9 protein-coding genes and 2 pseudogenes are annotated in these 25616 nt (G+C 72.4%); 7 read left to right on the forward strand and 4 right to left on the reverse strand.

Annotation, left to right across the window (positions count from 1 at the left end; all coding sequences use genetic code 11):
* Positions 1 to 62: 62 nt before the first annotated feature.
* From OHT51_RS16610 to OHT51_RS16635, 6 genes and pseudogenes are all read left to right on the forward strand, one after another.
* Positions 63 to 8405 (forward strand): annotated as a pseudogene (locus OHT51_RS16610) (SDR family NAD(P)-dependent oxidoreductase); the annotation flags it as partial.
* 342 nt (positions 8406 to 8747) lie between these two features.
* Positions 8748 to 14258, forward strand: a pseudogene (locus tag OHT51_RS16615) (type I polyketide synthase); the annotation flags it as partial.
* A 65-nt stretch (positions 14259 to 14323) separates the two neighbouring features.
* The gene (locus OHT51_RS16620) at positions 14324 to 15757 is read left to right on the forward strand and encodes an FAD-dependent oxidoreductase (protein ID WP_328879731.1); all 1434 of its coding nucleotides are present in this window, start codon (positions 14324 to 14326) and stop codon (positions 15755 to 15757) included.
* Positions 15754 to 17364 carry an acyl-CoA carboxylase subunit beta gene (locus tag OHT51_RS16625; RefSeq protein WP_328879732.1) on the forward strand — a complete coding sequence of 537 codons (1611 nt, stop codon included), beginning with the start codon at positions 15754 to 15756 and terminating at the stop codon, positions 17362 to 17364. Before OHT51_RS16620 ends, OHT51_RS16625 begins: the two co-directional genes overlap by 4 nt.
* A 44-nt stretch (positions 17365 to 17408) precedes the next feature.
* Positions 17409 to 17609: an acyl-CoA carboxylase subunit epsilon gene (locus OHT51_RS16630; protein ID WP_328879733.1), complete on the forward strand. Its 201-nt coding sequence runs from the start codon at positions 17409 to 17411 to the stop codon at positions 17607 to 17609.
* A 17-nt stretch (positions 17610 to 17626) separates the two neighbouring features.
* The gene (locus tag OHT51_RS16635) at positions 17627 to 19399 is read left to right on the forward strand and encodes an acetyl/propionyl/methylcrotonyl-CoA carboxylase subunit alpha (RefSeq protein ID WP_328884344.1); all 1773 of its coding nucleotides are present in this window, start codon (positions 17627 to 17629) and stop codon (positions 19397 to 19399) included.
* A gap of 78 nt (positions 19400 to 19477) precedes the next feature.
* Here the strand turns inward: OHT51_RS16635 and OHT51_RS16640 are convergent, their stop codons facing one another.
* The 4 genes from OHT51_RS16640 to OHT51_RS16655 all read right to left on the reverse strand — a co-directional run bounded on the left by OHT51_RS16640 (position 19478) and on the right by OHT51_RS16655 (position 24237).
* The gene (locus tag OHT51_RS16640) at positions 19478 to 19828 is read right to left on the reverse strand and encodes a nuclear transport factor 2 family protein (RefSeq protein WP_328879734.1); all 351 of its coding nucleotides are present in this window, start codon (positions 19826 to 19828) and stop codon (positions 19478 to 19480) included.
* A gap of 84 nt (positions 19829 to 19912) precedes the next feature.
* On the reverse strand, positions 19913 to 21154 hold the full coding sequence (locus tag OHT51_RS16645) for a cytochrome P450 (protein ID WP_328879735.1): 1242 nt from the start codon (positions 21152 to 21154) through the stop codon (positions 19913 to 19915).
* A gap of 42 nt (positions 21155 to 21196) precedes the next feature.
* Positions 21197 to 22471, reverse strand: coding sequence for a cytochrome P450 (locus tag OHT51_RS16650; RefSeq protein ID WP_328879736.1), 1275 nt, complete (start codon positions 22469 to 22471; stop codon positions 21197 to 21199).
* Between the two features lie 32 nt (positions 22472 to 22503).
* On the reverse strand, positions 22504 to 24237 hold the full coding sequence (locus OHT51_RS16655; protein WP_328879737.1) for an acyl-CoA dehydrogenase family protein: 1734 nt from the start codon (positions 24235 to 24237) through the stop codon (positions 22504 to 22506).
* 437 nt (positions 24238 to 24674) lie between these two features.
* Between OHT51_RS16655 and OHT51_RS16660 the strand changes: the two genes are divergently transcribed.
* Positions 24675 to 25421 carry a thioesterase II family protein gene (locus OHT51_RS16660; RefSeq protein ID WP_328879738.1) on the forward strand — a complete coding sequence of 249 codons (747 nt, stop codon included), beginning with the start codon at positions 24675 to 24677 and terminating at the stop codon, positions 25419 to 25421.
* The last annotated feature ends 195 nt before the right edge of the window (positions 25422 to 25616 follow it).

Raw genomic sequence — 25616 nt, forward strand, 5'->3', positions numbered from 1 at the left:
GGAGAAGGAACAGCATGAACAACACCCCGTCCGAAGCGGTCGTGGCAGCGCTGCGGGACTCGCTGAAGGAGACCAGCAGACTGCGGCAACAGAACCAGGAGCTCCTCGCCACCGCCCGGGAACCGATCGCCGTCGTCGGCATGAGCTGCCGCTACCCGGGCGGCGTCACCTCACCCGAAGGCCTGTGGAGCCTCCTGGAGCAGGGCACCGACGCGATCTCGCCGTTCCCCGCGGACCGCGGCTGGGATCTGGAGCGACTTCACGACCCGGACCCGGACCGGCCCGGCACCTCGTACACGCGCGAAGGCGGATTCCTCCACGAGGCGGCGGAGTTCGACGCGGAGTTCTTCGGGATCTCCCCGCGCGAGGCGCTGGCCATGGACCCCCAGCAGCGGCTCTTCCTCGAAGCGTCTTGGGAGGCCTTCGAGCGGGCCGGGATCGACCCGACGGGTCTGCGCGGCAGCGGCACCGGCGTGTACGCGGGCATCATGTACCACGACTACGGTCCTTACCTGTTCGAGCCCGTGGAGGGAGCGGACGGCCACCGCCTCACCGGTGGGGCCGGCAGCGTGCTGTCGGGCCGGGTGTCGTACACCTTCGGGCTGGAGGGTCCGGCGGTCACGGTGGACACCGCCTGCTCCTCGTCCCTCGTCACCCTCCACCTCGCGGTCCAGGCGTTGCGTCAGGGCGACTGCTCACTCGCGTTGGCGGGTGGTGTCACGGTGATGTCGTCCCCCGGCACGTTCGTGGAGTTCAGCAGGCAGAAGGGGTTGTCGCCGGACGGGCGCTGCAAGTCGTTCGGCGCCGGGGCGGACGGCACCGGCTGGTCCGAGGGCGTCGGCGTCCTCGTCCTGGAGAAGCTGTCGGACGCCCGCCGCAACGGACACACCGTTCTCGCGGTCGTCCGCGGCAGCGCCGTCAACCAGGACGGCGCAAGCAACGGCCTCACCGCCCCCAACGGCCCCGCACAGCAACGCGTCATCCAGGCAGCACTGAGCAATGCGGGAGTGGGGCCGGCCGACATCGACGCGGTCGAGGCCCACGGCACCGGCACCCGCCTCGGCGACCCCATCGAGGCACAAGCCCTCCTCAACACCTACGGCCAGGCCCACACCGACCAACAGCCGCTCTGGCTCGGCTCGTTGAAGTCCAACATCGGCCACACCCAGGCCGCCGCCGGCGTCGGCGGAGTCATCAAGATGATCCAGGCCATGCGCCACGGCGTGCTCCCGGCCACCCTCCACTCCGACGAGCCCTCCCCCCTCATCGACTGGGACACCGGCAACGTCCGCCTCCTCCACACCCCCCAGCCCTGGCCGGACACCGGCCGCCCCCGCCGCGCCGCCGTCTCCTCCTTCGGCATCAGCGGCACCAACGCCCACGTCATCCTCGAACAACCCCCCACCGAGGAAACCGCGGCTCCCCACACCGACCCCGGTCTCACCCCGATACCCGTCCCCCTGTCCGCCCGCACCCCGAACGCCCTGCGCGACCAGGCACGACGGCTCACCGACCACCTGGAACAGCACAACGACACCGACCTGCCCGCCCTCGGACTGTCACTCGCCCTCCACCGAGCCGCACTCGAGGAGCGGGCCGTGCTGCTGGCCGACGGGCCCGACACGTTGCGGGCCGGTCTGGCCCTGCTGGCCGAGGGCGAGTCGGCGGCGGGCCTGGTGCGGGGCACGCCCGTCCTTGGCGACACGGCGTTCCTGTTCACCGGTCAGGGCAGCCAGCGCCCCGGCATGGGACGCGAGCTGTACGACACACAGCCCGTCTTCGCCCGGGCCCTGGACGAGGCGTGCGAGCACCTCGACGGACACCTCGGGCGATCCCTGCGGGAGGTGATGTTCGCCGAGGACGGCGAGCTCCTGGACCGCACGCTGTACACCCAGACCGGCCTGTTCGCGCTGGAGGTCGCGCTGTTCCGGCTGGTCGAACACTTCGGGCTGCGGCCGAAGTTCGTGGCCGGGCACTCGATCGGCGAGCTGGCGGCCGCTCATGTCGCCGGGGTGCTGACCCTGGAGGACGCCTGCACCCTGGTGGCCGCCCGCGGCCGGCTCATGCAGGCGCTCCCGGCCGGCGGGGCCATGCTCTCCGTGCTCGCCACCGAGGAACAGGTCGCGGGCCACCTCGCCGGACGCGAGCACGAGGTCGCGGTCGCCGCCGTCAACGGACCGGCGTCCACGGTGCTCTCGGGAGTCGAGGAAGCGATCGCGGAGATCGACGGGGCGCTCACTGCCCTCGGCTTCAAGACGCGGCGGCTGCGGGTCAGCCACGCCTTCCACTCGCCCCTCATGGAACCGATGCTGGAGGAGTTCCGCCGGGTCGCCGAAGGGCTCACCTACGGCAGGCCGCGGATCCCCGTCGTCTCCAACCTCACCGGGGACCTCGCCACGGCCGAACAGCTCGCCTCACCCGGGTACTGGGTGCGGCACGTCCGCGAGGCCGTCCGCTTCCACGACGGCATCCGCGCCCTGCACGCGCGCGGCGTGCGCACGTACGTCGAGCTCGGCCCCGACGGCGTACTGTCCGCGATGGGGCGGGCCTGTGTGCCCGAAGACGCCGATTCGGAGACGGAGTTCGTCGCGGTCCTGCGCGGCGACCGCGCGGCGGCGGACTCCCTCACCACGGCGCTTGCAATGTTGTGGACGCGCGGTGCGGCTCCCGACTGGCAGGCGGTCTTCAGGGGCCGCGAGACCCGGCACGTCGATCTGCCGACGTACGCCTTCCAGCGACGGCGGTACTGGCTGAAGCACGACGACTCGCGCAGTGCCGACACGGAAGCGGCCGGTCTCGGGCTCGGTCCGGCCGGGCACCCGCTGCTCGGTGCCGCCGTCTCGCTGGCCGACTCCGACGCTCTGGTGCTGACGACACGGCTGTCCCTGGACGACCACCCCTGGCTCGCCGACCATGCCGTACTGGACACCGTCCTCCTCCCGGGGACGGCGCTCGTCGAACTCGCGCTGCGGGCGGGAGACCTGGCGGGCTGCCGGACGGTGGAGGAGCTGACCCTGGAGTCGCCGCTGAGCCTGCCCTCGACGGGGGGTGTACAGGTCCAGGTGTCGGTCGGGCCCGCGGACGAGTCCGGGCGCTGCTCCTTCAGCGTCCACTCGCGGTCCGCGAGCGAGTCGGCCGAGGGGCCGTGGACGCGGCACGGCACAGGCGTCCTGGCTCCCGACAACGCCCGGGAATCCGCCGGGGAGACAGGACTGGCCGGCTGGCCGCCGCAGGACGCGGAGCCGGTGGACCTCGATGACTGGTACGGGACCCTCGCCGCGAAGGGCTTCGCCTACGGCCCCGCGTTCCAGGGGCTGCGGCGGGTGTGGCGAACCGACGGAGCGGTGTTCGCAGAGGTCTTCCTGGCGGAGGAACAGGCCGTCGACGCGGGGCGGTTCGGACTGCATCCGGCTCTGCTCGACGCGGCGTTGCACGCCCTCGAACTGGGGGTCCTGGACGCGTCCGCGCAGCCGCGGCTGCCGTTCTCCTTCAGCGGGGTGCGGCTGCATGCGTCCGGTGCTGCCATGGTGCGGGTGCGGCTGGCCCGGGTCGGCCCCGACACGGTCTCGCTGCTGGTGGCGGACGGCGCCGGGGAACCGGTCGCCGAGGTGGCCGAGCTGGCGCTGCGCACGGTCTCCACCGCCCAGCTGCGCGACGCGCTGCGCTCCGGCGGCCACGACGCGCTGTTCCGGCTGCGGTGGGTGCCGGTGACGCCCGGCTTCGCCGCCTCCGACGTGCCCGCAGCGACCGTGCTGCGCGTCGACTCGGGCGGCTCGGTGCACGACACCGCGCACGAGGTGCTCGGCCGGGTCCAGGAGTGGCTCGCCGAGGACCGGCCCGAGAGCGAGCGACTGGTCGTGCTCACGCGGGGCGCGGTCTCCGTCGCGGGCGAGGCGCCGGACCCGGTCGGCGCGGCCGTATGGGGTCTGCTGCGCTCGGCGCAGACGGAGAACCCGGACCGGATCGTGCTGGTGGACGGCCTCGACGACGCGGCCGACACGGAGCGGGCGTTCACGGGCGGGCCGGTTTTCGCGGGCGAGCCGCAACTCGCCGTGCGGGACGGCCGGTTCCTCGCACCGCGGCTGGCCAGGGCGACCGTGCCGGAGGCCCGGCAGTCGCCGTTCGCCGCCGGGGGCACGGTCCTGCTCACCGGGGCCACCGGTGCCCTCGGCCGGTTCTTCGCCCGCCACCTCGTCACCGAACACGGCGTGCGTCACCTGCTGCTGGTCAGCCGTCGTGGCCGGAGCGCCGAGGGCATGGACGAACTGGAGCGGCAGCTGACCGCGCTGGGCGCCGAGGTCACGTTCGCCGCCTGCGACGTCGCCGACCGCGCCGCCCTGGACGACCTGCTCGCCGCGATCCCCGCCGATCACCCGCTCACGGGCGTCGTGCACGCGGCCGGCGTCCTCGACGACGGTGTGTTCACCTCGCTCACCCCCGAGCGCGTCTCCGCCGTACTGCGTCCGAAGGCGGACGCGGCGCGCAACCTCGACGAGGCGACGCGGGGGCTGAACCTGTCCGTCTTCGCGCTGTTCTCCTCCGTCGCCGGCTCGTACGGCACGGCGGGCCAGGCTGCCTACGCCGCGGCGAACGCCTTCCTGGACGCGCTGGCGCAGCGCCGCCGCACCGAGGGGCTGCCGGCGGTGTCCCTGGGCTGGGGCGCGTGGGCCGATGACGGGATGGCCGCGACGCTCAGCGAGACCGACCTGGCACGGCTTGCGCGCACCGGCATCGGGCAGCTGGACCCGACGCTGGGTCTGGAACTGTTCGACACGGCGCTGGCGCTGGACGTGCCGGACGTGGTGCCGATGGCGCTGGACACGGCCGGCCTGCGGGCGCGGGGCGGCGAGATACCGTCCGTTCTGCGGGAGCTGGTCCGTACGACGGCGCGCCGGACCGCGCAGACCGGGACCGGCCCGTCCGCGGGTTCGCTCGCCGAGCGGCTGGCCGGGCTCCAGGGCGAGCAGCGCGCGGCGTTCGTGCTCGATCTGGTCCTGGGTGAGGTCGCCGGAGCGCTGAACTACGCGGGCGCCACGGCGGTGGACGGGCGCCGCGGCTTCAAGGAGCTCGGCATCGACTCCCTCACCGCGGTCGAACTGCGCAACCGCCTCAACAAGGCCACCGGGCTGCGCCTGCCGGCCACCCTCGTCTTCGACCACCCCACCCCCACCGCCGTCGCGAGCCTCGTGCTCGCCGAGCTCGAACCGGCCGGTGCGGTCTCCGAGACACCCCCGGTCCCTTCGGCTCCCAGGGACACGGCCGTCGACGACGACCCGATCGTCGTCGTCGGCATGAGCGGCCGTTTCCCGGGCGGGCTCGACTCGCCCGAGGAGCTGTGGGACCTCGTCGCGACGGGTGGCGACGCGATCACCGGCTTCCCGGCCGACCGCGGCTGGGACCTGGATTCCCTGTTCGACTCGGACCCGGACACGCCCGGCACCTCCTACGTCCGGGAGGGCGGTTTCCTGCAGCGGGCGGCGGACTTCGACGCGGAGTTCTTCGGGATCTCCCCGCGCGAGGCGCTGGCCATGGACCCCCAGCAGCGGCTGCTGCTGGAGACCTCCTGGGAGGCTCTGGAACGGGCCGGGATCGACCCGACGAGCCTGCGCGGCAGCGCCACCGGCGTCTACGCGGGCGTGATGTACCACGACTACGCCAGCCGCCTCGCGTCGGTGCCCGGAGACCTCGAGGGCTATGTGGGGACCGGCAACACTGGCAGCGTCCACACCGGCCGGGTGTCGTACACCTTCGGGTTCGAAGGTCCCGCCATCACCGTCGACACGGCCTGCTCATCGTCCCTCGTCGCCCTGCACATGGCCGCCCAGGCCCTCCGCAGCGGCGAATGCGACCTCGCCCTCGCAGGCGGCGTCACCATCATGTCCACCCCCAGCACCTTCATCGAGTTCAGCCGCCAACGCGGACTCGCCGCCGACGGGCGCTGCAAGCCCTTCGCCGCCTCCGCGGACGGCACCGGCTGGTCCGAGGGCGTCGGCGTCCTCGTCCTGGAGAAGCTGTCGGACGCCCGCCGCAACGGACACACCGTTCTCGCGGTCGTCCGCGGCAGCGCCGTCAACCAGGACGGCGCAAGCAACGGCCTCACCGCCCCCAACGGCCCCGCACAGCAACGCGTCATCCAGGCAGCACTGAACAACGCCCGCCTCACCCCCGCCGACGTGGACGCCGTCGAGGCCCACGGCACCGGCACCCGCCTCGGCGACCCCATCGAGGCACAAGCCCTCCTCAACACCTACGGCCAGGCCCACACCAACGAACAGCCCCTCTGGCTCGGCTCGTTGAAGTCCAACATCGGCCACACCCAGGCCGCCGCCGGCGCCACCGGCGTCATCAAGATGATCCAGGCCATGCGCCACGGTGTCCTTCCGGCCACCCTCCACTCCGACGAGCCCTCCCCCCTCATCGACTGGGACACCGGCAACGTCCGCCTCCTCCACACCCCCCAGCCCTGGCCGGACACCGGCCGCCCCCGCCGCGCCGCCGTCTCCTCCTTCGGCATCAGCGGCACCAACGCCCACGTCATCCTCGAACAACCCCCCACCGACGACGAACCCGCACCGGAGCCGATCTCGCCGCCGGTGACGGTCCTGCCGCTGTCGGCCCACACGCCCTCCGCCCTGGCCACGCAGGCCGAGCGGCTCGCGGCGCTGCTCGGCGAGGTGCCCGGCCGCGATCTCGGGTTCTCGCTGGCGACCACCCGGGCACGGCTCGACGTACGCGCGGTGGTCACGGCGACGGACGAGGACGGGCTTCGTCAGGGCCTGGAAGCGCTGGCCGGCGGGGGTTCCGCGCCCACGCTGGTGCGTTCCCACCGTGAGCAGACCGAGCTCGGTGGCGCCCCGGCGTTCCTGTTCACCGGTCAGGGCAGCCAACGCCCCGGCATGGGACGCGAGCTGTACGAGGCGTACCCCGTCTTCGCCCGGACGCTGGACACCGTCTGCGCGGTCTTCGACCGGCATCTGGACCGGCCGTTGCTGGAGGTGATTTTCGCCCCGGAGGGCTCGGCGGAGGCCGGGCTGCTCGACGAGACGCTGTACACACAGACCGCGCTCTTCGCGGTCGAGGTGGCGCTGTACCGGCTCGCCGAGTCATGGGGCCTGCACCCCGGGCAGCTGATGGGACACTCGATCGGCGAGGTGGTGGCCGCGCACGTCGCGGGCGTGCTGTCGCTGGCGGACGCCTGCACCCTGGTGGCCGCCCGCGGCCGGCTCATGCAGGCGCTCCCGGCCGGCGGGGCCATGCTCTCCGCGCTCGTCTCCGAGGCGGAGCTCCTGCCCCTCCTGGCCGGGCGGGAGCACGAGGTGGGCATCGCCGCCGTCAACGGGCCCGCCTCCACGGTCATCTCGGGGACCGAGGCCGCCGTCACAGCCGTGGACGACGCACTGGCCGAACGCGGCGTCAAGACCCGTCGGCTGCGGGTCAGCCACGCCTTCCACTCCCCCCTCATGGAACCGATGCTGGAGGAGTTCCGCACCGTCGTCGCCGGGCTGTCCCTGATGGAACCGCAGATACCGGTGGTGTCGAACCTGTACGGCCGCCTGGCCACCCCGCAGGAGTTGTGCTCGCCGGAGTACTGGGTCCGCCACGTCCGGGAGGCGGTCCGCTTCCACGACGGCGTCGCCGCGCTCGTCGAGGCGGGTGCGGTGACGTTCGTGGAACTCGGTCCGGACGCGGTGCTCACCGCGCTCGCGCAGGAGTCCCTGGCGGAGCGGCCGGAGGCGGCCGCTCTGGTGCCGGCGCTGCGTCGGGGCCGCCCGCCGGTCGAGACCTTCCTCGCGGCCGTCGCCACCGCCCATGTGCGGGGCGCGGACGTCGACTGGCAGGCGGTGTACGCCGGTTCGACGGCCCGCAAGGTGGAGCTGCCGACGTATCCCTTCCAGCGGCGGCGCTACTGGATGGAGGCGGACGGCTCGCCCGGCGGCCCGGCGGCCGACTCGGTGGAGGCCCGGTTCTGGGCGGCGGTCGAACGGGAGGACCTCCGGTCGCTGGCCACCGCGCTGGGCGCCGAGGAGGACGCGCTGGGCGAGGTGCTGCCGGTCCTGTCGGCCTGGCGGCGCCGGCACCTCACGCAGCCGACGGCCGTGGCGGAGCCGGAGTCACCGGCCGCTGCGGAGCCCGTCCAGGACCTGTCCGCGACGCTCGCCGCGCTCTCCTCCGACCACCGGGAGCGCCGTCTGCTGGACCTGGTGCGCGCGGAGATCGCCGAGGTACTGCAGTACACCGGCAAGGAGGCGGTCGAGCCGCGGCGCCAGCTCAAGGATCTCGGCTTCGACTCCCTCGCCGCCGTGACCCTGCGCAACAGGCTGGCCGCGGCGACGGGGCTGGCGCTGTCCGCGACGGTGGTGTTCGACCATCCGACCCCGGTGTCCCTGGCGGCGCATCTGGCGGCGGAGCTCACGCCGCACGGTCCGGACGTCGTCGACGTGGACGGCGAACTCGACCGGATCGGCGCGGCCTTGGCCGCTACGGGCGACGACGGAGTGCGGGAGCGGGCCGCGGCCCGCCTCCAGGAGCTGCTGTCCGAGCTGACCGTCACGACCGGCACGCCCTCGGCCACGGAGCCCGCCGACGACCTGGCGGACCGGCTGGAGGACGCGGACGACGACGACCTGTTCGACCTCATCGACTCCGAACTCGGCTCGTCCTGACCCCTGCGGACGGTCACCGACCCCCTTCTTGAACCAGCGAGGTACACGATGTCTGAGTCCGACGAAAAGAAGCTCCGGGAGTATCTGAAGCGGGTGACGGTCGAGCTGCGCGAGTCCCGGCTGCGGCTGCGCGAGGCCGAGGAGTCGGCGCACGAGCCGATCGCCGTCGTGGGCATGGGCTGCCGGCTCCCGGGCGGTGTCCGCTCGCCCGAGGACCTGTGGTCGACGGTGGCGAACGGCACCGACGCCATCTCCGAGTTCCCCTCCGACCGCGGCTGGGACGTGGAGGGCCTGTACGACCCCGAGCCGGACCGGCCGGGCAAGTCGTACACGCGGCGGGGCGGATTCCTCTACGACGCCGCCGAGTTCGATGCCGAGTTCTTCGGGATCTCTCCGCGCGAGGCACTGGCCATGGACCCGCAGCAGCGGCTCTTCCTGGAGACCTCCTGGGAGGCCCTGGAGCGGGCCGGGATCGACCCGGGCACCCTGCGGGGCAGCGACACGGGCGTCTTCGCGGGCTGCGTCACCTCCGACTACCAGGTGCTGCTGACAGCCGCGCCGGAGGAGATCGAGGCGTACCGGATGACGGGGTCCGCGCCGAGCGTCCTGTCGGGCCGGGTCGCCTACCTGTTCGGGCTGGAGGGCCCCGCGGTCACCGTCGACTCCGCCTGCTCGTCCTCGCTGGTGGCGCTGCATCTGGCGGCCCAGGCGCTGCGTCGCGACGAGTGCTCGCTGGCGCTGGTCGGCGGAGTCACGGTGATGGCCACGCCGACCGGGTTCGTGGACTTCAGCCGGCAGCGCGGCTTCTCTCCGGACGGGCGCTGCAAGGCGTTCGGGGCGGGCGCTGACGGCACGGGCTTCGCCGAGGGTGTGGGTGTGCTGGTCGTGGAGCGGCTGTCGGACGCGCGCCGCAACGGACATCGCGTCCTCGCGGTGGTCCGGGGCAGCGCCGTCAACCAGGACGGCGCAAGCAACGGCCTCACCGCACCCAGCGGTCCGTCCCAGCAGCGCGTCATCCAGGCAGCACTGAACAACGCCCGCCTCACCCCCGCCGACGTGGACGCCGTCGAGGCCCACGGCACCGGCACCCGCCTCGGCGACCCCATCGAGGCGCAGGCCCTGATCGCCACCTATGGGCAGGGCCGGGACGCGGCACAGCCGCTGCTGCTGGGCTCGGTGAAGTCGAACCTCGGGCACACGCTGGCCGCGGCCGGGGTCGTCGGCGTCATCAAGATGGTCAAGGCGATGGAGCACGGGGTGCTGCCCCGCACCCTGCACGCCGACGAGCCCTCGCCGTTCGTCGACTGGACGGCCGGCGCGGTCGAGCTGCTGACCGAGCGGCGTGCCTGGCCAGAGACCGGGCGCGCGCGCCGTGCGGGTGTCTCGGCGTTCGGGATGAGCGGCACCAACGCCCATGTACTGCTCGAACAGGGACCGCCCGCACCGGTGCCGGAGGAGTCCTCGCAGACGGCACCGGAGGTCGTTCCGTATCCGCTCTCGGCCCGCGGCGAGACCGCCCTGCGCGCCCAGGCCGCCCGGCTGCGCGCCCATCTGCGCACCCACCCCGAGCTCGCGCCCGCGGATGTCGGCCACTCGCTCGTGGTGACGCGCGCGGCCCATGACCACCGCGCGGTGGTCATGGGTACGGACGCGGACGAACTGAGCGCCGGCCTGGAGGCCCTGTCCTGGGGCAAGGCGAGCGCGCTGCTCGCCACGGGGGTCGCGAAGGAACGCGGTAAGACCGTGTTCGTCTTTCCGGGCCAGGGGTCGCAGTGGGCCGGGATGGCCGTGGAACTGCTGGACTCCGCGCCCGTCTTCGCCGAGCGGCTGCGCGCCTGCGACGACGCCGTCCGGGCACACGTCGGCTGGTCGGTCGAGGACGTCCTGCGGGAGCACCCTGGGGCGCCGTCGCTGGAGCGCATCGAGGTCGTGCAGCCCGTGCTGTTCTCGGTGATGGTGTCGCTCGCCCAGCTGTGGCGGCACCACGGGGTCGAGCCGGACGCGGTGGTGGGCCACTCGCAGGGCGAGATCGCGGCGGCCTGTGTCTCGGGTGCGCTCACCCTCGACGACGCGGCGCGGATCGTGGTGCTGCGCTCGCAGCTGTTCGCCGACGAACTGGTGGGGCGGGGCGCGGTGGCCTCCGTCGCGCTGTCGCGGCGGGACGCTGAGGAGTGGCTGGCGCCGTACGGCGACCAGTTGGCTGTGGCGGGCGTCAACAGCCCCCGTCTGGTGACCGTGGCCGGGGCACCCGAGCCGCTCCAGGAACTGGTGACGGCACTGACCGACCGGGGGATCCGGGCCCGGATCGTGCCGGCGACGGTCGCCTCGCACTCCCCGCAGGTCGACCGGCTGCGTGGGCGCATCGCCGAGCTGCTGTCCTTCGTACGCCCCCGTAAGGGCAGTGTGCCCCTGTATTCGACGGTCACCGGCGAGGTGTTGCGCGGCGATGAGCTGACGGCCGACTACTGGTTCGAGAACTGCCGGCGTCCGGTGAACTTCGAACCCGTCGTGCGCCGGCTGCTGGACGACGGCCACGACGTCTTCATCGAGTCGAGCGCCCACCCGGTGCTGGTGCTCGGTGTGGAGGAGACCGTCGAGGACGCCGGTGCCGACGCGCTCGTGGCCGGCACGCTGCGGCGCGCCAACGGCGACCTGAAGCGGTTCCTCACCGCGCTGTCGGAGGCATACGTACGCGGGCTGCGCGTCGACTGGCAGGCGGTGCTCGGCGCCGGGCGCCCCACAGTGGAGCTGCCCACGTACCCCTTCCAGCGGCAGCGCTACTGGGTGGAGCCGCCGGCGGACCGTGCGAGCGCCGCCGATCCGGTGGACTCCGAGTTCTGGGAGGCCGTCGAGAACGGTGACCTGCGCGGCCTCGCCGCGTCGCTGCGTCTGACGGACACGGCGGCGCTCGCCGAGCTGCTGCCCGCGCTGTCCTCGTGGCGGCGGGACAGCAGGGAGCTGGGCGCCGTGGACTCGTGGCGTTATCAGGTGGTGTGGCGGCCGGCCACCGAGCCCGCTCCGGCTGCCCTGTCCGGCTCCTGGATCGTGGTGCGCCCCGCACACCCCGCCGCCGATGGGGTCGCCGCCCGGGTGGCCGCGTTGCTCGAGGACGCCGGCGCACGCGCCGGCACCGTGACGGTCGGGACGGAGGAGAACCGTGCCGGGCTCGCCCGGAGTATCACGCGTGCCGTGGCCTCCCTGGACGACGGCGCACCCGTGGCCGGCGTCGTCTCCCTGTTGCCGCTCTCCCCGCCGGAGCCGTCGTCCGCTGTGGTGTCCGCGGGCCTCGACCGGACCGTCGTCCTGCTCCAGGCCCTGACGGACGCGGACGTGCCGGCTCCGGTGTGGACGGTGACGAGCGGCGCGGTGCAGGCCGAGCCGGCCGACCGGGTCACGGCGCCGGAGCAGGCCCAGGTGTGGGGTCTGGGACAGGTCGCCGCGCTGGAGACCCCGCGGCTGTGGGGCGGTCTGGTGGACCTTCCCGAGGAGCCGGACGACCGGGCGCTGTCGCGGCTGGCCGCACTGCTCGCGGCACCCGGCGGGGAGAACCAGGTCGCCGTGCGGTCCTCCGGCGTGTACGTGCGCCGGCTGGTGCCCGCCTCCTCCCCCGCCGCCGCCCCGGTGTTGCCCGGTGAGGGCGGCACCTGGCTGGTCACGGACGGCGTCACCGGCCCGGGCAGGCACATCGCCCGGCTGCTCGCCGGCAAGGGGGCGGCCCGGCTGCTGCTGACCGCCCAACCTGGCACGGACGCAGGGCTGATCGCCGCCGCCGAGGCCGAACTGGTCGCGCTCGGCGCACGGGTGACGCTGGAAGTCTGCGACGTGGCCGACCGCCAGGCCCTGGCGCGGGTGCTCGCCGGTATCACTGACGACGCTCCGCTGACCTGCGTCGTGCACACGGCCGGGCTGCTGGAGGACACGCCGCTGGACAGTCTGACCGGGGCCGATCTGGAGCGTCTCCTGCGCACCGGGGTGCTCGGCGCGCGGAACCTGCACGAACTGACCGCGGACAGCGACCTGTCGGCGTTCGTGCTGTTCTCCTCCGTGACCGCGACCTTCGGCGGCGGCCTCGGCCTCGCCGCCCACGCGGCCGCGAACGCGCATCTGGACGCGCTCGCCGCCCACCGCCGCTCCCTGGGCCTGCCCGCGCTGGCGCAGGCGTGGGGCGTGTGGCGGGGCGAACCGGCCGATGCGGAGGCCGAAACGCTGGAGGCCTCCCGACGGGACCGGCTGGGCCGCCGGGGGCTTCCCCTGCTGCGTGCGGAACCGGCGGTCGCCGCCTTCGAGCGGGCCCTGGACTTCGGGGCGCCGTCGATCGTGCTGGCCGACATCGACTGGGGCCGGTTCACCCGGGTCTTCGACGGCGACCGGCCCAGCCCGCTCGTCGCCGAGATCCCGCAGGTCCGGCGGGCCCGCGGAGAGTCGGCCGGGTCCGGGGCCGGCACGTCCGGTCTGCCGGACCGGCTGGCCGGGCTGTCGGCGGCGCGGCGGCGCGAGGTGCTGCTGGGCGTGGTCCGAGCGGAGGTCGCCGCGGTGCTCGGACACAGCGATCCCGGCGCGGTGGCGGCCGGGCGTGAGTTCCTCGAACTGGGCATGGACTCGGTGACGACCGTCGCCCTGCGCAATCGGCTGAACGCGGCCACCGGGCTGCAGTTGTCGGCCCGGGTGATCCTCGACCGGCGCTCGCCCGAGGCACTGGCCCGGCATCTGGCCGACCAACTGGCCGGTGCCACGGCCGCTTCGCCGACCGGCAGCGGCCTGGCAACCGAGTTCGCCGCCGAAGTGACCGCCGCGCTCGACGGCGGCGGCGACGGCACAGCGGCGCTGGACCGGCTGGCGCAGGCGGCCCGGCAGCGGCCGTCGTTCACCGTGCCGGAGCAGGGCGACCTGCCCCGGCCGGTGCGGCTCGCGGACGGCCAGACCGGGCCCAGGCTGCTGTGCTTCCCGACAGTGCTGGCGACCTCCGGTGCCCATCAGTACGCCCGGTTCGCCGCGCCCTTGGCCGGTGAACGGGAGGTGCTGGCGCTGGACCTGCCCGGCTTCCGGCCGGAGGAACGGCTGCCCGCGACCCTGGCCGCGCTGGCGGAAGCGGCCGCCGAGGCGGTGCGCGGGAACGCGGACGGCATGCCGTTCGTGCTGGTCGGATACTCCTCAGGAGGCATCGTCGCCCATGAGACCGTCCGACTGCTGGAGGCGTCGGGGCTGTTCCCGGAGGCGCTGGTCCTGCTGGACACCTACGCGCCGGACGACGCGGCGCTGCGCGCGGCCACCCCGCGGCTGCTGGCCGGAATGACCCACAGGCTCGGCGAGCTGGGGCCCGTCGACGACTCCGCGCTCGTCGCGATGGGCGGCTATCTGCGCCTGTTGGAGGAGTGGCGGGCCGCGCCGGTGAAGACCTCGACGCTGCTGGTCCGCCCGGTCGAGCCGTTGCCGGGCCGGTCGACGGCGGAGGTCTTGGAGCCCTCCTGGCAGCCGGAGCACGACGTGGTGGAGGTTGCCGGGGACCACTTCTCGATGGTCGAGGAGCACGCGCTCACGACGGCCGAGGCCGTCACCGGCTGGCTCACCGCCATCGACAGCCGGGAGCCGGCGTGAAGTCACAGGAGAAGCCCCAGGAGGACTCCCCCGAGACGTCCCCCGAGCGAACGGAGAGAGCGGACATGACAGGCCGGACGACCGTGGTGATCGTGGGGGCCGGGCCCGTGGGCCTGGCCGCGGCCTGCGCCCTGTGGCAGCGGGGCGTACCCGCCCGGGTCCTGGAGGCTCAGCACACCCCGCACCAGGGGTCACGCGCCGTACAACTGCACGCGCCCACCCTGCGTGTCTTCGGAGAACTGGGGATCCTGGAGGAGGCCGAGCGGCGGGGCCTGCGGATCCGCGCCAACGAGTACCACCTGGCGAACGGCCGCACGCTGCGCATCGAACTCGGCGCGTCGAACGAACCGTTGATGCTCCCGCAGGAGATCACCTGTGAGCTGCTGGAGCGTCGTCTGCGGGAGCTCGGCGGCCGGGTGGAACGCGGATTCGAGGTCGCCAAGACGCTCGCGTACGACGACACGGTCACCGTCGAGGCGAACGGCCCGGACGGCCCGGTACGCATCGAGACCGACTGGCTGATCGCGGCCGACGGGGTGCGCAGCCAGATCCGCGAGCAGCTCGGCATCGACTTCCCCGGCAGCCCGGTCCCGATCAACTTCCTCCTGGCCGAGGGCACGATCGAGGGGCGGCCCGCGGACGACGCGGTGCACTACTTCCTCGGCCTGTCCGGTTCGGTCGTCTTCGCGTCGATGCCGGGTGGCCGCGTCCGCGTCTCCGCGGCGGTTCCCGCCGGTCACCCGCTGACCGAGGAGGGGGTGCAGCAGATCCTGGACGAGCGGGGCCCGGGCGGGCTGCGGGTCGGCTCCCTCGACATGGTGAACAACTTCAGCAGCCAGGAGCGGATCGCCACCAGGCTGCGCGAGGGCCGGGTCTTCCTGGTGGGCGACGCCGCCCACACGCACTCCCCGCTCGGCGGCCAGGGTCTCAACCTCGGGTTCCAGGACGTGCACAACCTGGTCTGGAAGCTGGCCGGTGTGATCGAGGGCAGGTTCGCCCCCGCCGTGCTGGACAGCTACGGCACCGAACGGCGGTACGCCGCCGAGCAGATCGTCCGCAACACCCACCAGTTCCTGCGGGTGTTCACGCTGGGCCCCGCCGCCGCACGGATGCGCAACACGGCCTGGGGCACGCTGGAGTCCCTGGGCGTGCTGCGCCGTTGGTTCGCCCCGCTGCTCGCGGGCTGGCGCGTCCACTACGACGCCGCCCAGGTGCCCGGCGGGCGTGGACTGCCCCGGCCCGGCACCCGCTCGCCCCACTGGTCCGGCTCGGCCCGCACGGCCGACCGGTACCGGCTGGTGACGCGCGGCAGCCGCGAGGCACGGCTGCGCGGCCTGGACCTCGCCGAACAGAGGCCCGGCCTGGTCAGTCACGGGCATGTCGAACGCGGCCGCCCCGGGTTCGTGCTGCTGCGGCCCGACGGATACGTGGCCGCGAGCGGTACGACGCCGGCGGACTGGGCGGGCGTCGAGCGCCTGCTCGCCGAGAGCGCGGCATGACCCGTCCGACCACCCCGGTGCCGGGCACGGCACACCAGGCCCAGAAGGAGGATGGCGTGACGTCCCAGGAACGTCTCGACGAACTGCACGTGCTCAAACAGGCGGCGCGGCAGGGCCCCGACGCGCGCGCCACCGAGCGGCAGCACGCCCGGGGCAAGCTGACCGCGCACGAGCGCGTCGAACTGCTCCTGGACAAGGGCTCGTTCCAGGAGATCGAGGCACTGCGCCGGCACCGGGCCACCGGCTTCGGGCTGGAGAACAAGCGCTACCCGTCCGACGGTGTGATCACGGGATGGGGCACCGTGCACGGCCGGACGGTCTTCGTCTACGCCCATGACTTCCGCGTCTTCGGCGGAGCGCTCGGCGAGGCGCACGCCGCCAAGATCCACAAGTTGATGGACCTCGCCGAGGCGGCGGGAGCTCCCCTGATCAGCCTCAACGACGGGGCCGGCGCTCGCATCCAGGAAGGCGTCACCGCCCTGGCCGGCTACGGCGGCATCTTCCAGCGCAACACCCGCAACTCCGGTGTCATCCCGCAGATCAGCGTGATGCTGGGGCCCTGTGCGGGAGGCGCCGCCTACTCGCCCGCCCTCACCGACTTCGTCTTCATGGTCCGGGACACGGCACAGATGTTCATCACCGGCCCCGACGTGGTCCAGACGGTGACCGGCGAGTCGGTCACCATGGACGGCCTCGGCGGCGCGGACGTGCACGCCTCCGTCTCGGGTGTGGCGCAGTTCGCCTACGACGACGAGGAGAGCTGCCTGGAGGAGGTCCGCTACCTGCTGTCCCTGCTGCCCGCGAACAACCGCGAGCTGGCCCCGGTGGTCCCGTCGGGGGATCCGTCGGACCGGAGCAACGACGCGCTCCTGGACCTGGTCCCGGCCGACCCCAACCAGGCCTACGACATGCGGGCCGTGATCGAGGAGATCGTCGACGACGGCGAGTACTTCGAGGTCCACGCCGCCTGGGCGACCAACATCATCTGTGCGCTGGCGCGGCTGGACGGACACGTCGTCGGCATCGTGGCCAACCAGCCGGCCTCGCTGGCCGGAGTGCTCGACATCCACGCCAGCGAGAAGGCCGCCCGGTTCGTCTCCACCTGCGACTCGTTCAACATCCCTCTCGTGACACTCGTGGATGTGCCGGGCTTCCTGCCCGGAGTGGACCAGGAGCACGGTGGGATCATCCGGCACGGCGCGAAACTGCTGTACGCGTACTGCAACGCCACGGTCCCCCGCGTCTCCCTGGTGGTACGCAAGGCCTACGGCGGTGCATACATCGTCATGGACTCACGCTCCATCGGCACCGACGTCGCCCTGGCCTGGCCGTCCAACGAGATCGCCGTCATGGGCGCCGAGGGTGCCGCCAACGTGATCTTCCGCCGCGAAATCAACGCGGCCGAGGACCCCGACACGGTGCGTCGCCGGAAGATCGACGAGTACAGGACTGAGCTTATGCACCCTTACTACGCGGCGGAGCGCGGCCTCGTCGACGACGTGATCGACCCCCGGGACACCCGGCTCGTGTTGATCCGGTCCCTGGCCATGCTGCGCAGCAAGCACGCCGACCTGCCGTCGCGCAAGCACGGCAATCTTCCGACGTGAGAACCGAGCCATGAGCACGAAGACGTGAGAACGAAGGCGGAGAGATGAGCGCAGTCAAAGTCGTACGCGGGAAGCCCAGTGAGGAGGAGTTGGCCGCGGTGCTGGCCGTGCTGCTCTCGGTCGGACAGCAACCCGACGCCCCGACCGGCTCCGACCGGGCGAAGTCGCCCCTGAGGCAGACGCGGTGGAGCCGGGGCGGTCGCGCCTACCCGGCCCCGGCGGCTTCCTGGAAGTTCGCCTCATGAGCGCGCGGAGGAGCAAGGTGCGCAAGGTGCTCATCGCCAACCGTGGCGAAATCGCTGTCCGCGTGGCCCGGGCCTGCCGGGATGCCGGGATCGCGAGCGTGGCCGTATACGCGGATCCGGACCGCGACGCTCTGCATGTCCGCGCTGCGGATGAGGCGTTCGCCCTGGGCGGTGACACCCCGGCAAGCAGCTATCTGGACATCGAGAAAGTCCTCAACGCGGCACGCGAGTCCGGCGCGGACGCCATCCACCCGGGCTACGGTTTCCTGTCGGAGAACGCCGAGTTCGCCCAGGCCGTCCTGGACGCCGGCCTGATCTGGATCGGCCCGCCGCCGCAGGCCATCCGCGACCTCGGTGACAAGGTCGCCGCCCGGCACATCGCCCAGCGCGCCGGCGCCCCGCTCGTCGCGGGCACCCCCGACCCGGTCTCCGGCGCCGACGAGGTCGTCGCCTTCGCCGAGGAACACGGCCTGCCGATCGCGATCAAGGCCGCCTTCGGCGGCGGCGGACGCGGCCTGAAGGTCGCCCGCACGCTGGAGGAAGTGCCCGAGCTCTACGACTCCGCGGTCCGTGAGGCGGTGGCGGCGTTCGGGCGCGGGGAGTGCTTCGTGGAGCGGTACCTCGACAAGCCCCGGCACGTTGAGACCCAGTGCCTGGCCGACACTCACGGCAACGTCGTGGTCGTGTCCACGCGTGACTGCTCGCTGCAGCGCCGCCACCAAAAGCTGGTGGAGGAGGCTCCCGCCCCGTTCCTCTCCGAGGCGCAGATCGCCCAGTTGTACGGGGCGTCGAAGGCGATCCTTCGCGAGGCGGGGTATGTCGGTGCCGGCACCGTGGAGTTCCTGGTCGGGGCCGACGGCACGATTTCGTTCCTGGAGGTCAACACCCGCCTCCAGGTCGAGCACCCGGTCACCGAGGAGGTCACCGGCATCGACCTCGTGCGTGAGATGTTCCGCATCGCCGACGGCGAGGAACTCGGCTACGACGACCCCGTCATCCGTGGCCATTCGCTGGAGTTCCGCATCAACGGCGAGGATCCCGGCAGGGGCTTCCTCCCGGCGCCGGGCACGGTCACCACGTTCGCCCCGCCGACCGGCCCCGGCGTCCGCCTGGACGCCGGCGTCGAGTCGGGCAGCGTGATCGGCCCGGCGTGGGACTCCCTGCTCGCCAAGCTGATCGTCACGGGCGCCACCCGTCAGCAGGCGCTCCAGCGCGCCGCCCGCGCCCTCGCCGAGTTCCAGGTCGAGGGCATGGCCACCGCGATCCCGTTCCACCGCGCGGTCGTCAAGGACCCGGCCTTCGCGCCCGAAGTCCATGGTCAGGAGGGCCCGTTCACGGTCCACACCCGCTGGATCGAGACCGAGTTCGTCAACGAGATCAAGCCCTTCGCCACCCCCGCCGACGCGGAGGCGGACGAGGAAGCCGGCCGCGAGACGGTCGTGGTGGAGGTCGGCGGCAAGCGCCTGGAGGTCTCCCTCCCGTCCTCGCTCGGCATGAGCCTGGCCCGCACCGGCCTGGCCGCCGGCGCCAAGCCCAAGCGCCGCGCGGCCAAGAAGTCCGGCCCCGCCGCCTCCGGCGACACCCTCGCCTCCCCGATGCAGGGCACCATCGTCAAGGTCGCCGTCGAGGAAGGCCAGGAGGTCAAGGAAGGCGACCTCATCGTCGTACTCGAAGCGATGAAGATGGAACAACCGCTCAACGCCCACAAGTCCGGCACCATCAAGGACCTGTCCGCCGTCGTCGGCACCTCCCTCACCTCCGGCGCAGCCATCTGCGAGATCAAGGACTGACACAGAGCGACGACTGAACGACAAGAGGACCGCCGGGCGTGGGCCCGGCGGTCCTCTTCAGAGCTTCCTGGCCAGTTCTTACGAGAAGAACCCGTACAGGCGCCGCACCTGCCCGTTCTCCACGGCGGCGAAGTCGTAGCCGATGGCGATCGGCTGGCCGTCGGCCGGACCGACGTGCCAGGTGAACCGCGCCAGGTCGTGGTGGCTGCTCACCTCGCCGGCGAGCGAGAAGACCGCGCCGGCGAGCTCCTTCTGCGTCTGCGCGATGTAGTCGTCGAGAGCAGCGCGCCCCTCGATCTGCACGTTGTTGTCCACGTACTCGACGTCCTCGGTGAACAACGCGTCGATCGCGGCGCGGCGCTGGTCCGCGTCCAGGATGTTCCACGTCTCGATGTACTTCTTCACCAGCGCGGTGATGTCACTGCTCACGTCCTGCACTCCTTCTTACTTGGTCTTCCCTGAGGGGGTTCCTGTGTTCCCGCGGGGGTTCCTGGACCGGTGACGGCCCCAGGTCTAGTGGCGCGGCCTGACGGCCACCGGAAGCTCGGCCAGGCTGCGGATGGCCAGGGCTCCGTTGGTCGGCGGTGTCGGGTTCCGCAGCTCGACGTCGTAGGCGACCAGGGCGTTGAGGGCGACCTCGGTGATCAGCTTGGCGATGGGCGCGGCCACGCAGAAGTGGATGCCGTGCCCGAACCCGACCTGCCGGGCGCCGCGGCGGGTCAGGTCGAGGCGGGCGGGGTCCTCGTACACGCCGGGGTCGCGGTTGGCGGCGCCCAGCAGCATGAAGACCTCCTGATCGGCCTTGACCGGCACGCCGCCGACCTCGGTGTCCTGCAAGGCGGTCCGGTTGATCAGCTGGACGGAGGTGTCGAACCGCATCAGCTCCTCGACGGATCCGGCGGCCTCCTCGGGGTGCTCCCGGTACCACTCCCACTGGTCGGGGTGGTTGAGCAGGGACAGCGCGGCGAGGCCCATCGCGGCCTGGGGCGCGCTGAAGCCGGCGAGGAAGATGTTCGCGACGGTGGTGAGCAGTTCGATCTCGTTGAGCCGCTCACCGTCCTGTTCGACGAGGACCAGCTCGCTCATCAGATCGTCCACCGGCCGTGCCCGGCGTTCGGCGATCAGTTCCTGGGCGATGGCGACGTAACCGTCGCGCGCCTTGAGCCGGTTCTGGAGTGCGTCGGGGCTGAGCGTGTAGGCGGGGTCAAGGCCGCGGCCGGCGTCGTTGGCGTACTCGATGCACTGGGCGAGGTACTTCTCCGGCACGCCGACCAGGATGTTCAGGACGCCGGCGCCGAGCGGCCGGAACAGCTTGGCGGTGAGGTCCACCGTGCCGTGGGCGGCGGTGTCCTGTGCCGCCTCGGCCACCAGCTTGGCCGCGAGTTCCTCGGCGGGACGCCGCAACCGCTCGATGGCGCGCGGGGTGAAGGCCTTGGTGACCAGGGCCCGTATCCGGGTGTGGTCCGGCGGGTCCATGAACATCACGGCGGGCTGTAGCCCCGCCGGGGTGGGTATCAGCGTGTCCTGGTAGCCGGCGCCCTCGCCCCGGCCCAGCTTGGGATTGCGCAGCACTTGCTGGACGTCGTGGTAGCCGAGTACGGCGACGCCGGCGGCGGTGCGGATCACGGAGCCGCTTTCCGCCCGCAGTTTCTCGTAGGTGGGGTACGGGTCGGAGTGGAAGTCGGCGTCGAACGGGTCGTACGGCAGGACCTCGGGGAGGTCGTCGGTGGGCACGGGCTGCACGGTCTCGGTCATGTCGGTTGTCCCGTCTGGTTCATTGCCGGTGTGCGATGGTCGTCAGCGGGCCTCGACTGCCGGGACCAGTTCGACCGGCATGTCGAGGATCACGGTGTGCTTGTTGTTGGGGGCGTACACGACCGGCCCGGTGAGCCGGACTTCCGCCACCCGGTCCAGCAGGGCCTCCAGGAAGAGCCCGATCTCCAGGCGGGCCACCTGCTCGCCCAGGCAGAAGTGGGTGCCCGTTCCGAAGGACAGGTGGGGATTGCGGGTCCGGCCGATGTCGAAGGTCTCGGGGTTGTCGAAGACCTCCTCGTCCCGGTTGGCGGACGGCCACCAGAAGGTGACCTTGTCCCCGGCCCTGATGAGCCGGCCGTGGAGTTCGACGTCACGGGTGGCGGTGCGCCGGTTGTAGGGGTTGGGGGGCGCCCAGCGCAGGATTTCCTCGATGGCCTGCGGGAGCAGGGAACGGTCCTTGCGCAGCGCCTGCCACTGCTCGGGATGCTGGGCGAGGGCGAGGACACCGCTGGCGATGGTGTTGCGGGGCTGCTCGAACCCGGTGATCAGCAGGAGTACGGCGTTGGCGTCGCGTTCCCGTGTGGTGAGCGGCGGCTCGCCGTGCTCCTGAGCGATGGCTCCGCGCGCGAGGACCGAGGCGAGATCCTCTGCGGGTTCCTGGCGCTTGCGGTCCAGCAACTCGGTGAAGTACGCGGACATGGCGTGGAAGACCTCGGTGGAGCCGGCGTCGACCGTGCCGGTCCGCCGGTTCACGAAGCCGAGGTTGACGCGCCCCCAGTCCGTCAGCCGGTCCCAGTCCGCGCGGGGAGCGCCCAGCAGCAGGGCAATGGCACGCAGGGCGTAGAGCTCACTGAGGTCCTTCATGAAGTCGGCCCGGCCGCCCCGGTCGAGGGTGGCGCCGAGCAGCTCTGCGGCGATCCCGCGCATCGGTTCGGCCAGCCCTTGGGCGACCTCGCCGGTGACGGCGGGCCGCAGCAGCCGCCGGATCAGCTCGTGCCGGGGGTTGTCCATCATGGCGAACAGCACACCGGCGTGCACGCCCATGGGCAGGTCCTCCAGGTGCGAGCCGCCCCCGACCCGGTCGCCGCCGCCTTGGGCGGAGAAGTCCTCGGAGGCCGCGGCGGCCACGATGTCGGCGTGCCGGGTGAGCACCCAGAATCCGTCACCGTCCGCGGTTCGCCCGCCCGGGTGGAAGAGCACCGGCGCTTCCCGGCGCAGCCGTGCGAAGAGCTCGTACGGCACGCCGGCGGCGAACCGTGACTGGTCCGCGAGGTCGAAGCCGCCCAGTACGGCGGGGAGTTCCTGGTCGCTGGTCATCAGAGCCTTTCGGGATCAGGTGGCGCCACCGCTCAGTGGCGGACGAGCCGGTCGGCGCCGCCGCCGTCCAGCCAGCGGCGGCTGATCTTGGCGTGGTCGGGTGCTGTGGTCGGCTCCAGCCGTGCGAGCAGCCCGGTGAGCCGGTGGCGGGCCTCGACGCAGTACACGTCGGCGAGTTCCTGGGGGTCCCAGAACGGGTCACCGTCCGGTGTCCCGTCCGCGCCTGCCCGGGCCAGGACGGCTGTGACGTTGAAGAGTTCGCCTGCGATGCGGCCGAGCAGCACCACGGTGCGCTCCTTGGCGTACAGCTGCTCGGGATCGGGATGGGTGCGGGTCAGCTCGACGGCGATCCGCCGAACGTCACGGAGATGCCTGCGCACGGCGGACAGGTGCGCCCGGTTGGCCGGCGACAGGCCCCCGGCCTCGTCCGCATCGACGCCGTCGGTCTCGGAACCGGCCTCGTCGGCGGCCTCAGCACCCGTCTCGGTCACGGCGTAGTGCTCGGCCAGCAGGAGCCGGCCCAGCTGGTTGTCGAGCTGGAAGTCGACATTGCCGGCGATGCGCAGTCCGCGCGCGTCGCGGAAGGCCCCTTCCAGAGGTACGGGGACGGCGCCTCTGCGAACCTTGCTGGCGACGGTCTCGAAGCCCTCGCCGCCGTAGAGCGACATGGTCCGGTCGACGATCCGCCAGGCGCCGCGCACCAGAAGGTTCTTGGTGGCAAACCGTTCGAACCAACGGTCCGTCAGCCCGCTGTCGAGCAGGCTCCAGCGAACGGCCGACTCCATGGCATAGACCTCGGCGAGGGTCGCGGTGACGATCCGCTGGATCTCGTCGTACTCACCGAGGCCGCGACCGTCGATGACCCGCCGGGCCACGAACTCCCGTGTCCAGCCCAGGCAACGCTTGGCGATCGCGAGGGCGGGGGCTCCGGTGAAGTGGATACGGCCGAGCAAGGCCACCAGACCGACTCGGTAGGGGAGTTGGTCCCGGTCGGGGTCGAGGAGTACGTGCTCGGCGGGAACGTAGACGTCGTCGAAGCGCAGCGAGCCGTTGGGCAGGCCTCGGCTCCCCATGAACTCCAGGCGGGTGTCGACGCGAAAGCCCGGGGAGTCGGTGTCGATGAAGCAGGCCCCGACCTTGGGGCCGCCGTCGCCGAGGACCGTGGCGGAGACGCCGATCAGGTCGGCCACGGGCCCGTTGCCCGTGAAGAGCTTCTCGCCCCGCAGCAGATAGCCCCCGTCGACCGGTGTCGCGGTGAGCGTCGGCAGGGCGTTGTTCTGCCCGGAGCGGTCGGTGTCGCCGAAGCCGGAGACGGTGCCCTCGGCAAGTCGTCGGCTGACGAAGTCGCGCAGCGGGCCGGGGGGCAGGGCGGGCAGCATGGCGGCCGCACCTACGCCGTTCTGGATGGCCACGATCTGCCCGACGGGCACGGAGTGTGCGCATAGGTGGCTGATGAGGCGGAAGGTGTTGTACGGCGAGAGACCGAGGCCGTTGAGTTCGGGGCCGACGCCGAGCCGGAAGTAGCCACGGTCCTGCAGTTCGCCGAGGAGTCCGGCGGGCAGTTCACGGGTGTCGTCCACCTCCGCGGCGTCGACGCGCTGCGCGAAGTACGTCTCGGCGTCGGCAATGAGCCGGTCGCCGCGTTCCTCCTCCGCGGGACTCTGCCGTGGGAAGTCCCGCCACCGGTGCCAGTCGAGGCGTCCACTGCGCAGACCGGTCAGAAACGTTGCGGGGGTCGCGTCACCATCGGGCAGTACGGGGGTCATCACTCATTCCTCTTTTCGGCGACAGGCGGCTTTCGATTGGCGCGCGACGTCAGGAACGCTAATGACGCTTTCCCCCTATCTCCAACCCCAGATCCGCGCCCGCTACCCCTATTCCTTCCGAACCGTCGGGCCACTCGGACACCGGGAACGCGGCCCAATCCGAGTGGTGAAACATAGGGGTTGTCGCGGCGAGTATCTCGGCTCTACCTTCGCCGTACGGTGAGCGAAGAGCGCCGCTTTCCGCAGGCGTCGCACGCCTCTCCGCCGGCCCGCCGTTCCCTGTGACGTCTCCCCGCAAGAGGAGGCCGGGCGGAGGCCGGACCGCGGACGCGGGTTCATGGCCGGGCATCCCCCGACCGGCCATGAACCCGCCACTTCCCAGTCGTCACCCGGCCGGGGCATGCCTCCGCGCGGGGTCCAGCGAACGAGGTCGACCGATGCCGGTACCCGAAGACAACCAGAGTCCCTGGACACGTGATTTCGCCGCGGCGGACGAAGGCGCGCCGCTGCTGGTCTGCTTTCCGCACGCCGGAGGGTCGGCGGCGTACTTCCGCCCTCTGGCACAGGCCGTCGCCCCCGGAGTTCGGACGCTGGCCGTGCAGTATCCCGGCCGGCAGGACAGACGGCACGAGCCCCTTCTGGAGAGCGTGCCGGCCCTCGCCGAAGCCGCCTTCGAGGCCCTGCGCCCCGAGTTGGCCGGGCCGTTCGCCTTCTTCGGGCACAGCCTCGGCGCTGTTGTCGCCTTCGAAGTCGCGCGGCGTTTCGAGCAGTTGACCGCACAAGGACCCGCGCGGCTGTTCACGTCGGCGCGGCGCGCCCCGTCCGTGGTGCGCGAGGAGCGAGTCCATCTGCTGGACGACGCGGGGCTGCTCACGGAGCTCGGGCGCCTCGGCGGCACCGACACCGCGGTGCTGGCCGACGCCGATCTGCGCGCCCTCGTCCTGCCCGTCGTACGGGCCGACTACCGCGCGGTGGAGACCTACCGGGCCGCCCCGGGAACGCGCGTGACCTGTCCCGTGACGGTGTTCGTCGGGGACGCCGATCCGGTCACTGCGGTGTCCGACGCCGCCGCCTGGGAGGGGCACACGACCAAGGGCGCGGACGTCCAGGTCTTCCAGGGCGGGCACTTCTACCTCGACCGGCACACGGCCGCCGTGGCCTCGGCGATCGCCGCCGCGATATGAGCACCGGGCCCGCCAATTCCCGCACAGAGGCGGATATGGGCGAAGCCCCTATAGGGGTTGCACGGCCACAGGTGCCCGGCACCGGCTTCCCCTCCGACCCCTAACTTCGGGCCGAGCCGCCGGAAATGATGCCGCCCCGTGATAGAAAAATTCCCGAAGCCATCCCAGGAGCACGCCCTCGACTTACAGGACGAA

The sequence above is a fragment of the Streptomyces sp. NBC_00299 genome, from assembly GCF_036173045.1.
Taxonomy (GTDB): Bacteria; Actinomycetota; Actinomycetes; order Streptomycetales; family Streptomycetaceae; genus Streptomyces; species Streptomyces machairae.

Coding starts and splice junctions, on each gene's coding strand:
- OHT51_RS16620 (WP_328879731.1), top strand. CDS start 14,324: ATGACAGGCCGGACGACCGTGGTGATCGTGGGGGCCGGGCCCGTGGGC.
- OHT51_RS16625 (WP_328879732.1), top strand. CDS start 15,754: ATGACCCGTCCGACCACCCCGGTGCCGGGCACGGCACACCAGGCCCAG.
- OHT51_RS16630 (WP_328879733.1), top strand. CDS start 17,409: ATGAGCGCAGTCAAAGTCGTACGCGGGAAGCCCAGTGAGGAGGAGTTG.
- OHT51_RS16645 (WP_328879735.1), bottom strand. CDS start 21,154: ATGACCGAGACCGTGCAGCCCGTGCCCACCGACGACCTCCCCGAGGTC.
- OHT51_RS16650 (WP_328879736.1), bottom strand. CDS start 22,471: ATGACCAGCGACCAGGAACTCCCCGCCGTACTGGGCGGCTTCGACCTC.
- OHT51_RS16655 (WP_328879737.1), bottom strand. CDS start 24,237: ATGACCCCCGTACTGCCCGATGGTGACGCGACCCCCGCAACGTTTCTG.
- OHT51_RS16660 (WP_328879738.1), top strand. CDS start 24,675: ATGCCGGTACCCGAAGACAACCAGAGTCCCTGGACACGTGATTTCGCC.